Raw genomic sequence first — 15,216 nt, forward strand, 5'->3', positions numbered from 1 at the left:
GGATTTCCGTTCACAGACCTCCGCGGTGAGTCATCACCGGAGCTTGCCGCGGTGTTCGGGGTATCTGGTGGTGTCCGGCGTTGAGCGATCAGCGTCGGACACTATTATTGTCCGCATGGATAGTGGTTCGGGTGCGACAGAATATTGCGCGCCGTATCTACCGCGGTGGAAGTGTGTACCACTGATTGTTTCCGCGGCCGCTCTTGTGTCCCTTCCCTTTGTCTCGGGGGAGGGACCTTCTGGTGATTCTGCCCTGGCTACTCTCGGTCAGCCCAAGGCCTCGGCCGCAGATATTCCCAGCGCACCACTCGTGTTTGATACCGCGGAGCCATTGCAATCGTCTGGTGTGGATTGGCTGCGCGACCAAGTTACATATGTGAATGTGCGCACAGGAGAGCACCGTGGAACTGCGGCAGAACGAACTGCACGGCCGGCGCTAAGCCTGAGCAAGCTGTATATCGCCGACTATGTTTTTGAGCATGGAACTCGCAAAGAACAAATAAAAGCTGTTCGGATGATCCAAAAAACGGACGACGATATAGCAGACGCGCTTTTCGACGCCTATCCAGATTGCATAGACGCAACAGCTAGGAAATACAGCTTAGAGGCTACAAAAACTGTTGGTCGCTGGGGTTATTCATATACGTCAACGTATGACGTGGTTCATTTTATTGTGCAGCTGTTGCGGGAGAATCCCGAGTCTAAAGTTCTCTCCGCGATGCGGTCGGTTGCAAGCAAAGCAAGCGACGGCACTGTGCAGGATTTTGGTACGTACACGCTACCTGGGGTGGAAGGAACCAAACTCGGCTGGTCAAATGACAGAGATCTGCACTCGTCGGTATCTTTCGGAGCCGATTTTGTCGTGGCTGCAGCTGTGGTGGGAACACAAAAAGACTTGACCGATCTGGTTCAGCATCAGATCTTGCGGAAATAACTAAGCGGCGACCTTGTGTTAAGGCCGCCGCTTGATGTTGGTCCTAGCGCGGGCTAATCATCTTGAGCACCTCAAGTGCAGCGTTAATCTGCGCCTGCTGCGGTGCAGGAATATTGATAGGAAGCTGAGAAGAGAGCTGCTGGAGATCGGGGAGACCCGGAATTACGGGAGCGGGGTTGCCTGGAAGAAAAGGCGGTGCTGCCGGGGCGGTGCCGGGGAGCCACTGACCCCAATCCGAGGCGTACACATTGTTGATGTCCACGCCGATGCCGGAGATTTTGCTTGCGTATCCAGCTTTCTGGTGGATCGTGGTGCGTGGATGGATGCGGCCGTTGGAGCCCCAATCATGTTGCCAGAAGAAAGAGCCAAGACGATCAGCAATAGCCCAGTCGATCACGTTGTAGTTGCCGTAGATGCCGAGGCTATAGCCAGCGGCACTGAGTGCCGAGCCAAAAGTCTGCAAATATGGTCGGATCTGGTGGTCATATTGGGCGCGCGTTGGGTTGTCATCAATCGCCACATAGATCGGACGTCCTTTAGGGCCACCTGCGCCGACGTGAAGGGCGATGGCTTGTGGTGCGTGGACTACTGCACCGGCGGCGCCCTGCTTCCAATCCGCAGTAGCATCCTTGCCAAACTGGTAAACAGATGCAGTGGCGAGTCCTAGAGCAGCATTGGCTGTGGTCTCTGCGAGTGTGACTGGTTTGCCAAGCATCCAGTTTTCGGTGCCAGGGCGACGTTGGGAAACATATCGGACGGCGCCAATATGTCCTGCTGCTTTGACATCGTGTGCGCGGGGAACTCCGGCGGCAAAGTCGATGACGGTTCCCAGGATCGGTCCGGGTGCGGCAGATGCGGCAGGAGTCACTGCCAGTGTGGCAGCGCCACCGACAAAGGCAGCAGATGCCTTGAGGAATCCACGCCGGGACATCGGAGTATCAAAGTTGGGCATGCTAAATGACTTTCCTGTCTTTCAAACAGTGTAAAAGTGCTGGGTCGGTCAGAAATATGCAGCGGCAGCAAAACTCAGACGCATGATACAAATGAGGCTTTTGGATGTGTTTAAACCTCGTGGGGCGAATTTTGATGCTACAGGCAATAGTTTTAACTACAGTAACACCTCTGGGCGTAAAGAACGAGGGGGAGCACACCACTAAATGTGCTCCCTACCCTCCAAGAAAGCGGTCTTGCCTAGGAATGTGAGGCGTCCTGATTCTGTTGCGGGGACTCCGTATAAGCTTTCGCTGGCTTGAGATGACTAGCGAGCAAGGGGAAGAGCAGTACAGTGATAGAGCCCGCAGCTACCATGATGGACGCATTTTCGTGGCTCAATATGCGGGAAGCCGTGGCGACTTCCGTAACTGCCACGATGATCGGTAGAGCAGCCGCGGCAAACAAGCTCAGCTGTAATTTTTCTCTCCAATCTTTTAGCCCCGAGCCAGTATTAAAGAACATCTCCCGCAAGAAGACTGGAAGACCGCGCGTGATGTAAATCAGCGGGATAAGAATGATGAGGAACCAGGGCTTTTCTGCCACTGCTGCGGGATCAATGGCCATACCCGAACAAATGAAGAATACCGGTATAAGCAGGCTATAACCGACAATATCTAGACGCTGTTCCAGTGCTACTCGGTACTTTTGGGGAACCATTTGTCGCAGGATAAAGCCTGCAGCAAAAGCCCCGAGGACCACGTCTAATTCAAAGACTGCTGCGACAGCCATCAAGATGGCCAGCATTAACAAGATGAGTCGCAGGACTGTCTGGTTTGTTGATCCCGCCCCATCGACCATCGCACGTCCCATCCATGGGAGGAACAATTTCACGGTCTTGGGGACAATGGCTACCACAATAGCGATGAGGAAGAACACGAACAGGACAGCAGCTGTCATCCATGTTGAGCGAGCCGACAGCAATAAAGCCATGGCCAGAATAGGGGCGATTTCTCCGATTGCTCCATGAATCATGAGGGATGATCCCACGGAGGTGTTCAGCAGATTCTGTTGCTTCATAATCGGTAGCAACGTTCCAATTGCCGTGGAGGTAACGGCGATGGCAAGCACGATTGCTGTGGAAAAGTTATCAAAGCCCAAGATGGCAAAAGCTCCGAGGAAGCTCAACACCGCACATATGATCCACGTGGAAAGGCCGGATCGTCCTTCCTTTCCACGGAGGGTTTCCGGATCGATCTCATAGCCGGCAAGAAGAAAGAGCATACCTAGGCCGATTTCTTTGATTAATCCAACGCCTCCGGCTTCCGAGGCCAAGCCCAGCACGTGGGGGCCAATGAGACATCCGAAAGCGATGAGCAACACGACGGCGGGGATACGTTTCCCCGTGGCGTAGGAGAGCAGCGGGGCTACGAGCGCGGCCGCCATGATCCACGCAAAGGACACAAGGGTATCGGTCTGGCTTGCTTCGGCCGCCAGAGTAATCTCCGCAGAAAACGCGGAAGAAGCATACAACATGGGATAAATGGTAGAGCCACCATTGCCCAAAAACCTTATTGGCAGGGCAAGGTGGCTCGATACCGGGCTACTATCTCAACTACCTATGTTATTGCGGAAGGTTGTCAATGGCATAATGCGCCTGCTCGGGGGTAAATTTTTCTCCGTACTCAGAGACCAGTTGGTCGTAAATTGCATCAGAAGACATCGCCATAGTGTCTTGGTATTTCTTTGCTGTTTCCAGTGCGTTTTTGTTCTCCAGTCGGCTTTGATCGTATCAACTGCATACTGTGCTGCTTCGGGGCTGAATTTCTCCCCGTACTCGGATGTTAACTGGTTGTAAATACCAGCTTTAGACATGTGCATGAGCTTTGAATACTGTTCGGCGCTGCGCAATGCATTTTTGAATTCACGCGGGACATCGGGGGTAGCGGCAACATCGGTTGTCTGAGTCGCAGTGGCAACGTCGTTGTGCTGTGGCGTTGCTGCAATGTTGTTTATAGCTTGCTGTTGGGTGGTTGGGGACCCTGCAGAAGTGTTGGTGTCACCGCCACCTCCCAGAGAAGATACAATTCCAAGGACGAGGAGACCACCACCAGCGATGGCTCCCCACTTAAAACATCCACCTTTCTTTTTTGCAGGAGGCTGCTGGGTGTATGGGTTATCTGTTGGCTGAGGGATAGGTGCAGACATCGGTGCTCCTTTGAACATGGACTATGAGGGAATAGTCATTGATTGTCATGGGTGACAAACACCGCGAGCACAGCATCCGTAGAAAATATAGGTCGCGGTTTCCACGAGAGTCTGGACCGCGGTGCTTGTCTGATATAGAAGATATGAAGCCCTTGTGAAATTGGATGTGTAGCATGCGATGGATTGTTCGAAGAAGGAAAGAAGATGGGTGCTACACCAGTGGAAATGCTAAGTTTTTAAAACTTTTTAGCTGAAGTGTGTTGGTGTCTTAGCCAGTTTTTGAGGCCTATGTGTAAAGAAAAGAAGATTGGTAGCTGTTCCTGAATTACAGGACAACTACCAATCTTTGTGGTGTACGTACTCGCAGGTAGCGCCCTATGACTTTTCTAGAGCCTGGGTTTTTCGTAGGAAGGTGGTCCATAAAAGGAACGCCGATGTTGCCAGCCCGGCGACTAAACCCCACCAGATTCCATGAGGACCGAGATGAAAACCATAGGCAAAAGCTAAAGCAGCGGGAAGTCCTACAACCCAATAGCCTAGGAGGGAAGCTTTAAGGCCTGTTGAGGTGTCATTGATGCCTCGTAATGCACCGATTGCCACGTTTTGGCCAGTATCCACAAACTCCATGAGCGTGCCGATCATGAGCAAAGACACTGCGAGAGCCAGTGCTTCGGGGGTGGCATCACGCATAAAAGGACGGAGCACAAATTCGGGTGTGAAAAGGAAAAAAATCGCGGCTATGGCTACAACTCCCATCATGGTGGCTAGCGCTTGCAGACCGATACGTCGGGAGAGGTGGACGTCGTGAAGCCCAAATGCACGGCTGACCAGTATTGAGCTGCCGTGGGAAAAACCGATTCCGATTTGGAAAACGATGAACGTAACTTGGTACACCACATTGTGAGCCGCAAGAGCATCAGCGCCGAATGACCCCATGATGAGGGCTAAGACCGAAAACATGCCGGCTTCCGCGCCATAGGTGGCTGAGACCGGAGCCCCTAAACGCAGCTGAGTACGTAGATGCGGCAGGAGCTGGGAGCGGAACGAGGTTGCGTCGCGACGCCAAAAGTCGATGGCGTGGAACGCGTTAATGTCAGGATTTCTGTTGATTAAGACGAAATAGGCGGCTGCAGATATGCAGTGAACGAGCGTGGTGGATAGACCGATTCCTACGAGACCAAGCTCAGGAAACGGCCCGTAGCCAAAGGCAAAAGCAAAGTTCAGCAAGGCATTGACAACGACCATGGCGAGGGTGATCCCCAAGAGCGATTGTGGTTTGCCTAGCCCTACACAAAACTGCCGTGATACCTGGAACCAGAGACACGGAATAAGACCAGGGGCTAGAGCCCACATCATGGGGATAGCGGCGTCGGTAACCGCCGACGGCTGGCCGAACAACGGCAGCGCGTAACTAATCAGGACGAGAAGGATTGCACCAATAACCCCGCTCGCTGTTGCTAAGAACAGGCCAGTGCGCGTGAGATTGCGGATCTCTTGTTGCAGCTCAGTACTGGGATTATGCTCGTAGCGTGCATGGACTTGCGCGATACGGTTTCCCAAGGGAGTAAGGAGGCCGACCGCCATCGTGCGAATTTGGTTAAACCAGATCACCGCCAGACCACCACCTGCCAGGGCCGCAACGCTGAGATATCCCATCACGATGGTGTCCGTGGTGGATAACGCAATGTTGGCCAGCTGGGTCCCAGCTAAGGGGAGGGAAAGCCGCAGAAGTTGCCTATGTAAAAAGCCGGGATCTTGTGAACCAGAGCTAGCTAGACGCACGTTTTTTCCTTTGACCAAGAGACTCGGGTGAGTTTTAGCGGGGCAGGGGATACTCCCTCACGCAATGCGGTTATATGCTTCCAGATTTGTTCCTCAAGGTCGGAATCAAGCAGGTTATGAGAGCGCATCCATGAGTCGTTGAAGACAGTATCCAAGTATTTTTCGCCGCCATCGCAGACCATGGTTACTGACGTGGACCCAGCCGGCAGCGTAGGAAGCAACTCTAATGCAGCAACAACGGCTCCGCCGGCGGAACCTCCGAGCAGCAGACCAGTATGCCTTGCGATCGTCCGGCAAGCCGCGAAAGCAGCGATGTCAGAGACCTTTGCCCCCATATCGAGGAGATCGTAGCGTACAGCAGTGCCGATAACGGCCCCCTCAGGAGTACCGGTACCCGATTGCCTGTAATCATGCGCCGGTCCGCCAAAAGCGATAGATCCTTCGGGTTCTACCCCTATAGTGTGTGGCCGATAACCCAGCTCATTAAGGCGTTCGGTCACCCCGAACAGGCTCCCGCCTGTGCCCACCGCGCTGATCAGATGAGACGGGCAGTGTCCTAGCGTTTCTATGATTTCGTCTGCGGCGGGGTAGTAGCCCCTGGAATTGGCCTCGTTGTCGTGTTGCTTCATAAAAACCCATCCGGGTTGTTGACCAAGTTCTTCGGCGTAGTCCTCGCGTGCTGAGGTCGCAAGCGCATCGTCGCCTTCTGCCGCAACATATTCGAGGTGAGTGTCCATTGCGCTCATGGCATTGAGTTTGTCTTTACAGGAGTGGTTATCCACCACAGCCACAAATTTATAGCCGCGCTCAACCGCAAGAATTGCTAGGCCTTGCCCCGTGTTTCCTGAGGTGGACTCGACAATCGTGCCGCCGGCCTGGAGCCTGCCCTCTGCTTCTGCGGCGTTGATCATGGATTCCGCCATGCGAATTTTTGCGCTCCCGGAGGGATTAAATTGTTCGAGTTTAAGCAATACTCGGCTTCCAGAAGGCGTAGCGACGAGCTCGAATAGCGGGGTGTTGCCAATGAGCTGGGATACGCGGGTAACAACGGTGTTGGTCATGAAAAATCCTCTGTGAAGTGCTGGTGTGGGGTAGTGGAAAAGACAAATTTTTTGGGAGGCTCTTTGCCATGAAACGCGGATTCGTTGGAATCCATCTGATAGCCCGCCGTATCGGGATAGACCAGAATGTCGCCAGGTTGGGGACGGTCGGGGAAGCGGATAAACCTCCGGCTTAGGTAATCGCCATCCAAGCATGTAGATCCCGCCACGGCGGAACTCGTGGGTTCACCCTGGTCAACGATTGTCCCCGCACGGATGAGATACGGGTCCGGGTAGTACTCGGAGTCAAACCACTGCTCAGACAGGCTCAGGCTGGTACCCTCTACAACGGTTACGTTTCCCTCTGCATTGGGAAGCCTGTGGCAGGAGAGCACGGGAAAGTAGCTTGCTCCTACTGCTTGGCACAAACTTCTTCCTGGCTCGGCCAGCAGCGTGATTCCGTGGGCAATCGCCCTGTCTTTAACGCTCGTCTAAGTCGTATCCATTGCAATGAAAACTCACGCCGATGATGCTTACAGGAAGGCCTCGGTGGCGACCAGACTCTAACGCCTGCGCTACGGCATAACTCTGTTCGGGGCTCATACCAAAGCGCGTGTGTGGTCCGCGAGAACTAAGACGGAGCATGACCCTGAGCTTTTTTATCGGCTGTATATCGTGCATGACCCTGGCTATCGCATCAACGTCCTCGGGCCTAGAGACCGTTAGAAGAGAACCGTGGTAGGTAGCAAGCCGGATAAGGTCAGCGGTTGGAGTGGGGCCGGTAACCACGAGTTGTTCTCCAGGCACTCCTGCGCAGAGAGCAGCATGGAGCTCGTTGGTGCTGGCAACGTCGATTCCGGCGTCGTATCCCTGCGCACATATATCGGCGAGGCACGGCGCAAAGCATCCGGATTTGTTGGATTTCTTGCCAAAGCGCAGACCAAAAGCGATTCCGATATCTGCAGCGGTGTCGATCCAGTGTTTCGCCGTGTCCGTGAAATTGCGCGGGTATAGGACGTGGAAAGGTCCACGGGCGACATGCGCGATGCTCTCCAATGTCGGTGAGTGCGCTAATTCCTCCTGCCATGAGGGGATCGGCACACGACAAACGGGAGCGGCTACCATAGGTCCACCTCCACCCCAAGGTTTTGCTCTATGGCTGCAGCCGCGAAAACAGAACCTACTGCGATGTCTGTAAGGACAAGGCCGCTGTTGTAACAGGAAGTAATGCCTGACGACGCCCGCAATGGGCGTTGGGAAGCTAAAAGCGCGGGGAGCTCGGCAGTTATTTCGGGCATAACACCGTGCGCATCTGCAAAGTCTGTTCCGTGAGATGCATCTGCCGTTCGCTTGTGGTGATAATCCGCTCCGCTTGATGGCAGACGCTGGCATCGATGCCATAACCCACCACCACGACGGTGGCATGTTCTTGGAGGTCCTTGGCGGTAACCACCGCGGGAGTATCGGGCCCGGCTGCCCCGATAACAAGATCACATTCGCGTGCTAATGGCGCAGGGTCATCGACCAGATCAACGGTGATGTCCCTTCCTCGTGACGCTGCTGTTTTAAGCGCAACGCAAGGTCCTTTGCTCTTTCCACACTATCCGGGTGATGTCCTGAGATTATGAGCCGGGACAAAGTGGGAAATTCTGTGAGTAGGAAGGGGGAGGCCTGTTGTCCTTGGACCCCTGAACCGATAACGAGTGTCGATGTAGGGCTGCATCCAGCGGCCTGCGCCAAAACTGCGGAGACGGCGGGGGTTCTTAACGCTCCGATGGGGGCACCATCCATCATGGCGATGGGGGCGCCGGTGGTGTCGTCGTAAAGCGTGAGCGTGGTTGCATAGGATTTTTCACGGTGCCCGTCGGCGTTGCGTGGTTCCCAGTGCGTGAAAGAAGTTTTAAAACCCACGGTAGACAGCGTCGAACTACGGCCCAGCATCGAGTAACTCACGCTGGTGGGAACCTTGACTGTAATTTTTTCGGGGCATTCGGCATCCCCGCGCCCCAGCTCTGTAAGCGCAGTACGCACGGCGCTGAGAACTGATTGGGGATCGACTACCACGTGGGCGAGGTCTGCGCTGCGGAGTATACGGAGTGTGCTGGTCATAGGACCTGCCCGTCGATGCAACGGATGCGCTGCCCATAACCGGGCTCTGCTGATTCAGAGGGTAAACGCTGGGTATTGTGCTCCATCATATTAATGCGGAGCATCCAACGATCGGTTCCGTTGTAGTCTGCTGTGAAGGGGACTCGGCCGTGTACACAGGTGTCATTGTTGATGATTACTAGCTGCCCCGGTTCGATGGGCACTGAATATGTCACCGAATCGAGCGCTGCGGCGAGCTGTTCATAGGCCTGCCACCAGCGTGGTGATCCGGTTGAACGATCGGTATAAGAGGGATCAAAACGCAAACCTAGACCATGGTCGCGTTCCCACACGGCGGTCATGGACTCCGGGGCTGAGTTGTCAAAGTCAGCGTAGGAGTCATCGGGCAGGATGACCGCGCCGGGAGTCATAAGGACTTTGCGGGAATCCGCGTCTAAGTGTTTCCAGGCTTGATCGCAAGGCGCTAAAGTCGTCCCTACTTTTTTTGGGTTGCGGAGCCCAAACAGTGCAAAGTGGGTAGAACGGCGGGGATGAAAAGCATCCTCGGTATGCAGTGTGAGGGAAGTGCTGCTACTCGCACCCACCTGTTGTGCTTCTTGGCCCTTGGTGGGGACGAGATCGGTAATGAGGCGTCCTTCTTGTTGTCCTAGCCAACCGAAGGGACGTCCTACCGCGGATGCCACTATGGCAAGCATGAACCGCCACGTTCGGACTTTGCCGCGGCATTCTTGCCACGAAGCCGGGGTGGGGCCGTTGACCGCAGGGAAAGGAAGTCCCGAGATGAGGGCGGCGTGTTGGCGTGGATCGAGGCAGATAACGTCGCGTAGATCGGCGAGTTCATCGTCGAGAAGCGTATCGATGGCTGCGGCAGATTCGGGGTCGTTGATGGACGAGAGCGCTGCGAGTTCGTCGGCAGATTTAATTAATCGGTGTGAGAGTGCGTCATCTATAAAGATTTTTTTGCATGGAGGTGAGGCTAACCTTTTTGCAATCATGCGTAAAGGCTTAAATGGGATTTATTTTCAATTTCACTGGCGGGAGGGGTTATATTTAGGGCAGCCTTGCCAGATTATTCTGGGCGTGGGAAGAGGTCCTGCGGTTCTTTAAGTCAAAGCAAAAATACTTGTTGTAATTTCGAAACAATCAGGGTGGAAAATGAGTAACCTTTCTCGTCGCCAGTTCTTAACCAGCATCGCTGCGCTCGGCCTCGGAGCCTTTACCGTGGCAAGCTGTACCTCGGGCAACACCTCAAGCAACGGTTCGTCTGGGAAAAACCTCGGAGGCCTCGGGAAAGGTCCTTAAAGTCGGCGCGCTAGGTAAGGCCGCGAGCGCCCAGCGTGACCCCTATAAGCTGCTGCCCAATGATTCCGACATGCTTATCTGCTCTCTCATTTGGGAGGCTCTGACGGTTCCCGGCGCAGGCAAGATCGTTGCCCCGCGCCTCATGGAGCAGTGGAAACAACTCAACCCCATGGAATGGGAGTTCACCATCGCTGCTGGCGCAAAGTTCCACGATGGCTCAGCAGTCACGCCCAAAGACGTGGTGTGGTCGCTGACCAAGATGCTTTCCGACGAAGCCAATGGTTTTAGACTCCCCGTGGAACACGGCTCCATCGTTGCTTCTGGCGAACGCACCGTGCAGATGAAGACAGCGACCCCCAACAGCCAGCTGCCGATGCTTGCTCGCCTGATGACTTTTGTGATGAAAGAAGGATCCTCGCCAGAAAAACCAGTGGGATCAGGTCCTTTCCAGCTGGTGAGCTGGGATAATGGATCAGCAAAGCTGAAGCGATTCGACGACTATCATGGCACGGTCGCAGGCTTTGAAGAGATCCATGTTGTTCCTTTTGAAGACACCACGGCTATGACGAACGCACTGCTCGCAGGGCAGATTGATCTTGCGCAAGCAGTAGGCCCCATTGCCGCAAGGTCTGCAGAAAACAACGACAATGTTCAGATCATTAAGCGTTCTCATGACTCCGTGATTCCTCTGATCATGCGCACATCCGATGGACCTTTTGCCGATCCGAAAGTCCGTGAGGCCCTGCGGCTGGGCGTTGATCGTGAGCAGGTAGTACAGCGGGCGTTGTCAGGGTACGGCAGCGTTGCTCATGACATCCTGGGCACCGGCGATCCCAATATCGATTCATCGTTGGTGCGCCACCGTGACGTGGAGAAAGCAAAGGCATTGCTGGATCAAGCCGGTTTTGATACCTCCAAGACCTACGATCTTTTTGTCACCCCAGAAGCACCCGGCCAGGTTGAAGCCATGAAGGTTATCGCCGAACAGCTGGGGGAGATCGGGGTGCGTATTAAGGTGGTGGAGCAGGAATCTGGCCAATTTTATGACAGCACCTGGACCAAAGTAGACCTGTATTGCGGCTACTGGGGAACCAATGATTCTGTGCTCTTCTTTGCCGGAAAAGTACTCAACGGGGCGTCGAAATCAAACGAGTCCAACTTCCACGATGCCGAGTTCGACGCGGCTTATGCTGAACTGCTCGCGTCTACTGACCAGGCAAAGATTGACCAGCTCAGCAAAAAACTCCAAAAAATTGAGTTCGAGCGCGGCGGTTACTTGGTCTGGGGCGCATCGGACGGCGTGGACATTGCGGCCAAAGGCCTGTCCGGTTTGCCCAAAGCTCCCGGTTACGGACGTGTTCTCCTAGAGACCGTAAAAAGGCCTAAAACGTGCTAAAAGCAGTTTCCCGCGCTTGTACCTGGCTTTTCCCACGGCTCGCTATTCGTGCGGGTGCACTGCTCGTGGTTTTAGGTCTTGTCTTTTTTGCCATTGATCGACTCCCCGGAAAAGCGGCAGCCTCGCTTTTGGGAGCAAATCGAACCCCGGAGGCTATCGCGAGTCTTGAGCAAAGCCTGGGGTTGGACAGACCTCCCGCGACGCGGTTTCTACACTGGCTAGGAAAAGCGTTGACCGGTGACTTTGGGGTATCTGTTCATGGAAGACCTATCTCCGAGCTCTTGGCCACGGCCTTGCCAGTAACAATCACCACCACGGGAAGTGCCTTTGGACTTACCGCAGTCCTATCGATCGCAACCTCCATCTGGTGGGTTCAGCGGCCACCCCGGTCGGGGCTGTCTCGGGGATTAGAGTGGGCGTCGACAAGCATTATTGCGCTCCCGGAATTCGTGATCGGCGTCTTTCTCGTGGCCGTGTTCGCCCTGGGGCTGGGGGTACTGCCAGCCGTCACGATTATCGACGGCGGCCTACCCAGCTCAATGGCTATGTACGTGTTGCCCGTGCTCGTGCTTGTGATACCCCAGGTTGCGTGGAATTCCAGAGTGCTGCGCGCAGCGCTTATCGACGCCACCTCCACGCGACCTGTACACAGCGCCGTCCTTGCGGGAATCACGGGTACGAGCCTGTTACGACGACACGTGCTGCCGCTGGCGCTTCCTAGCTTTGCCACCTCAATGGCAACATCTGCCGGTGTTCTCATTGCCGGCACAGTCTCAGTAGAAGCGCTCTTTAACCACCCTGGCGTGGGGCTTACCCGTGGCCACGGCTGTTTCTCAGCGCGATGTGTCCGTGCTTCTTGCGGTCCTGGCAACCACTGGCGCACTGATCCTCCTCCTACTGACGATGGCGGACATTCTCAAAGTCGTGTGCACCCCGAAAGTGAATGTATGACACGGAAAATACTTGCGCTGCTCGTATTAGCTACAGCCATATATGGGCCGCTCGTCGCCCAGCTTTTTCATCTGCCCGCGCCGACTGCGGCGGCAGGACTGCCCTTTGATACAGCAGGAAACAGCGCATTATTGGGAACTGACCATCTGGGGCGCAGTGTAGTCAGTGCTGTGCTGCATGGAGGACAAGCGCTTATCCTCACCGCTGTGGTTGCGGGAACGTTGACCACAGCGGTAGGTGCCATCGTCGGCTGCTTTGGCGTTTTAAAGCCAAAGCTGGGTTTCATCGTAGAGACATGTGCCGACGCCACGATCTTGGTACCAGCACCAGCGGTTATCGTGCTTCTTCTTGTCTCCGTGCTGTATCCGGATTCTGGCCTATGGCTTTTGGTCGTAGTGGCGGTGGTCGTCGGTTCACCCTACGCTGCACGGGTCATCGCTGCTGCGGCATACCCGGTAGCGCACTCGGGGTATGTCCAAGCTGCTCGGAACGCGGGGGCCTCTGACATCTCCGTGATTATGCGCGACATTTTGCCCAACATGTCTGCAGTACTGCGTTCAGTATGGGGCTTAAGAGTAGTGGAGGCATTGCACCTACTAGCCGTGGCAAGCTTCCTTGGCGTGGGAGCACGTTTGGGGGAGTTTGCCTGGTCAGTCATGGTGCGCGACAATGCCGGGGGAATCACCCTCAATCCCTTTGCCGTCCTGGCTCCGGCAGCCATGCTGGCGGTGGCATCCATCGCGGTCATGGCTTTGATAGGGCAGAAGGAGACACGATGGCGACGCCATCAAACGGCCCTCTTATTCGGGCGGATATCGCAGTGACGCTAGAAGCCATCGAACTTGTCCCCACCACTGCACTATGCGCTCAGGCTGGCAGTATCACAGCACTCATCGGCCCTAGCGGATGCGGGAAGACCACCCTCTTGCTCGCCCTGATTGGGGAGAGACCAGCGGGATCTACGGTGACCGGGACGTTGTCTGTATGGGGAGTCGATCCCACGGGCCTCAGCGCTGCGGAACTTGCGCGCTTTCGCCGTGAAGAAGTCGCCTTTGTCGGACAAGACCCAGGTGCCGAACTTCCACCACTCATGACGATCCACGCGATGCTCACCGAGCTAGCGCCTACAGCGGATGTCCCAGGGATTCTGCACAGCGTGGGCCTACCCGCTGACACTGCGGCAAAGCGCCTCCACCAGCTTTCCGGCGGACAACAACGCCGAGTGGCCTTAGCCCGAGCGCTGTCTAGGAAACCCCGCGTTATCGCGCTAGATGAGCCTTTTGCCGGTCTCGATCCCGTGACAGCCAAGACCATCGCGTCCCTCCTACGCAGCGTGGCCGACTCCGGGGTTGCCATCATTATCACGGGGCATCGGCTTGGGGCTTTTCACGATCTGCTGGATGCTCATGTTTATGTTGGGGATAAGGGCGTTGGTGCTGCTGGCGGTGTGACTGCTGATGCTGATGGAGATGCGGCGCTAGCGCCGGGTGCTGCTGGTGAACCGGCGCAGACTCTGCGCGGGGAATCGGCGACAGACATGGTGTTGCAGGAAGAGGCGAACTCATGTTTGCGAGCCTCGGGCTTAAGCTATGCAACCGATGAGGGGGCGACCCTTTTCTCAGACCTATCCTTTACCGTTGTACCTGGCCGAATGCTTGCCATTATGGGGGCATCTGGCAGCGGAAAATCAACGCTGTTGAGGTACTTAGCGGGAAGTAATCTTCAAGGGCGAGGGACAGTGGAATACCGCGGCATACACCGTGAGGCGTCTACACCGTGGCCGCGATTGCATGCGAAAAAATTGCAGATAATCCCTCAAGATCCGGCATCCACCCTTAACCCAAAGATGCGAGCTGTCGACGCGGTTGCTCGCGCCGTACGCGATGCCACTACCCAGAAGCGGTGGTTAGGGAGAGTAGGAAAACGGCGGATGATTGGCCGTCAAGAGGCCACGCAACAGGCAGTAGAGCTGCTCGAACGCGTAGGCATATCTAGGGAGCTCGCTTATCGCTTGCCTTCGGGACTTTCTGGTGGGCAACGACAACGCGTTGCCATTGCCCGCGCCCTAGCCACACAACCGGCAGTTCTCCTATGCGACGAGATAACCTCTGCACTTGACCCAGAATCCGCAGCACGTGTGATGGCGGTGCTGCACGACTTGTGCCGCAGCGGGATAGGAGTTGTTTTTGTTACCCACGATGAACAACTCGTAGCAGAGCATTGCGGGGAAAACAGCAGAGGTTTCCTCTGAGACTGCTGTATTTGTCGTTTTTGAGAACGCTAGCGAGGGTGTGCTTTGTAAAACGCCAGGTGGGGATTTCTAGCGTTCTCAAAAACGACAATTTTTTGGGAGGCGGGGTGACGTAGCCTGCATTTCCATAGACAAAAGGGGGCTTTGCGGCATGATACGAGGACTTTGTCTATGGAAATGCAGGCCCGGGGAAGAGAAGGTGGGGTCTAGCGCATAGGGAATATAAATTCCACGACATTCCCACGACAAAAGCACCTCAAAAAGCCCCAAAACAGCAAAAATAAAATCCTCTCCTACCCATAAAAGTACAGGT

8 protein-coding genes and 5 pseudogenes are annotated in these 15,216 nt (G+C 55.1%); 5 read left to right on the forward strand and 8 right to left on the reverse strand.

Annotated elements, in window-relative coordinates:
* Positions 1–115: 115 nt before the first annotated feature.
* A complete protein-coding gene (locus CBE74_RS16180) occupies positions 116–934 on the forward strand; it encodes a hypothetical protein (RefSeq protein ID WP_087454851.1) in 819 nt (272 codons plus the stop codon).
* 43 nt (positions 935–977) lie between these two features.
* Here the strand turns inward: CBE74_RS16180 and CBE74_RS16185 are convergent, their stop codons facing one another.
* From CBE74_RS16185 to CBE74_RS16235, 8 genes and pseudogenes are all read right to left on the reverse strand, one after another.
* Positions 978–1,886 carry a DUF1906 domain-containing protein gene (locus CBE74_RS16185; RefSeq protein ID WP_087453617.1) on the reverse strand — a complete coding sequence of 303 codons (909 nt, stop codon included), beginning with the start codon at positions 1,884–1,886 and terminating at the stop codon, positions 978–980.
* Between the two features lie 239 nt (positions 1,887–2,125).
* Positions 2,126–3,400, reverse strand: a complete 1,275-nt coding sequence (locus tag CBE74_RS16190; protein WP_087453618.1) for a cation:proton antiporter — start codon at positions 3,398–3,400, stop codon at positions 2,126–2,128.
* Positions 3,401–3,488: 88 nt separating this feature from the next.
* Positions 3,489–4,072: pseudogene (locus tag CBE74_RS24565) on the reverse strand (Ltp family lipoprotein).
* A 375-nt stretch (positions 4,073–4,447) separates the two neighbouring features.
* Positions 4,448–5,854: an MATE family efflux transporter gene (locus CBE74_RS16200; RefSeq protein WP_087453619.1), complete on the reverse strand. Its 1,407-nt coding sequence runs from the start codon at positions 5,852–5,854 to the stop codon at positions 4,448–4,450.
* On the reverse strand, positions 5,845–6,915 hold the full coding sequence (locus CBE74_RS16205) for a cysteine synthase family protein (protein WP_087453620.1): 1,071 nt from the start codon (positions 6,913–6,915) through the stop codon (positions 5,845–5,847). The genes CBE74_RS16200 and CBE74_RS16205 overlap by 10 nt, the downstream gene beginning before the upstream one ends.
* Positions 6,912–8,019: pseudogene (locus tag CBE74_RS24570) on the reverse strand (type III PLP-dependent enzyme domain-containing protein). The gene CBE74_RS16205 and the pseudogene CBE74_RS24570 overlap by 4 nt, the downstream one beginning before the upstream one ends.
* Positions 8,013–9,003: pseudogene (locus CBE74_RS24575) on the reverse strand (ornithine cyclodeaminase). The pseudogenes CBE74_RS24570 and CBE74_RS24575 overlap by 7 nt, the downstream one beginning before the upstream one ends.
* Positions 9,000–9,998, reverse strand: coding sequence for a TauD/TfdA family dioxygenase (locus CBE74_RS16235; protein WP_087453621.1), 999 nt, complete (start codon positions 9,996–9,998; stop codon positions 9,000–9,002). Before CBE74_RS16235 ends, CBE74_RS24575 begins: the two are co-directional and overlap by 4 nt.
* 160 nt (positions 9,999–10,158) lie before the next feature.
* Between CBE74_RS16235 and CBE74_RS16240 the strand changes: the two are divergent.
* The 4 genes and pseudogenes from CBE74_RS16240 to CBE74_RS16255 all read left to right on the forward strand — a co-directional run bounded on the left by CBE74_RS16240 (position 10,159) and on the right by CBE74_RS16255 (position 14,903).
* A pseudogene (locus CBE74_RS16240) lies at positions 10,159–11,701 on the forward strand (ABC transporter substrate-binding protein).
* A pseudogene (locus CBE74_RS16245) lies at positions 11,695–12,652 on the forward strand (ABC transporter permease). Before CBE74_RS16240 ends, CBE74_RS16245 begins: the two co-directional pseudogenes overlap by 7 nt.
* Positions 12,649–13,476, forward strand: coding sequence for an ABC transporter permease subunit (locus CBE74_RS16250; protein ID WP_087453622.1), 828 nt, complete (start codon positions 12,649–12,651; stop codon positions 13,474–13,476). The pseudogene CBE74_RS16245 and the gene CBE74_RS16250 overlap by 4 nt, the downstream one beginning before the upstream one ends.
* Entirely contained in the window at positions 13,428–14,903 is a 1,476-nt protein-coding gene (locus CBE74_RS16255; protein ID WP_087453623.1) for an ABC transporter ATP-binding protein, read from the forward strand. The genes CBE74_RS16250 and CBE74_RS16255 overlap by 49 nt, the downstream gene beginning before the upstream one ends.
* Positions 14,904–15,216: the final 313 nt, after the last annotated feature.

The sequence above is a fragment of the Corynebacterium silvaticum genome (assembly GCF_002162115.2).
GTDB classification, from domain to species: Bacteria; Actinomycetota; Actinomycetes; order Mycobacteriales; family Mycobacteriaceae; genus Corynebacterium; species Corynebacterium silvaticum.

Excerpts from the sequence above, each read along its gene's own strand:
- CBE74_RS16180 (WP_087454851.1), top strand. The coding sequence starts at position 116 with ATGGATAGTGGTTCGGGTGCGACAGAATATTGCGCGCCGTATCTACCG.
- CBE74_RS16185 (WP_087453617.1), bottom strand. The coding sequence starts at position 1,886 with ATGCCCAACTTTGATACTCCGATGTCCCGGCGTGGATTCCTCAAGGCA.
- CBE74_RS16190 (WP_087453618.1), bottom strand. The coding sequence starts at position 3,400 with ATGTTGTATGCTTCTTCCGCGTTTTCTGCGGAGATTACTCTGGCGGCC.
- CBE74_RS16205 (WP_087453620.1), bottom strand. The coding sequence starts at position 6,915 with ATGACCAACACCGTTGTTACCCGCGTATCCCAGCTCATTGGCAACACC.
- CBE74_RS16235 (WP_087453621.1), bottom strand. The coding sequence starts at position 9,998 with ATGATTGCAAAAAGGTTAGCCTCACCTCCATGCAAAAAAATCTTTATA.
- CBE74_RS16250 (WP_087453622.1), top strand. The coding sequence starts at position 12,649 with ATGACACGGAAAATACTTGCGCTGCTCGTATTAGCTACAGCCATATAT.
- CBE74_RS16255 (WP_087453623.1), top strand. The coding sequence starts at position 13,428 with ATGGCGACGCCATCAAACGGCCCTCTTATTCGGGCGGATATCGCAGTG.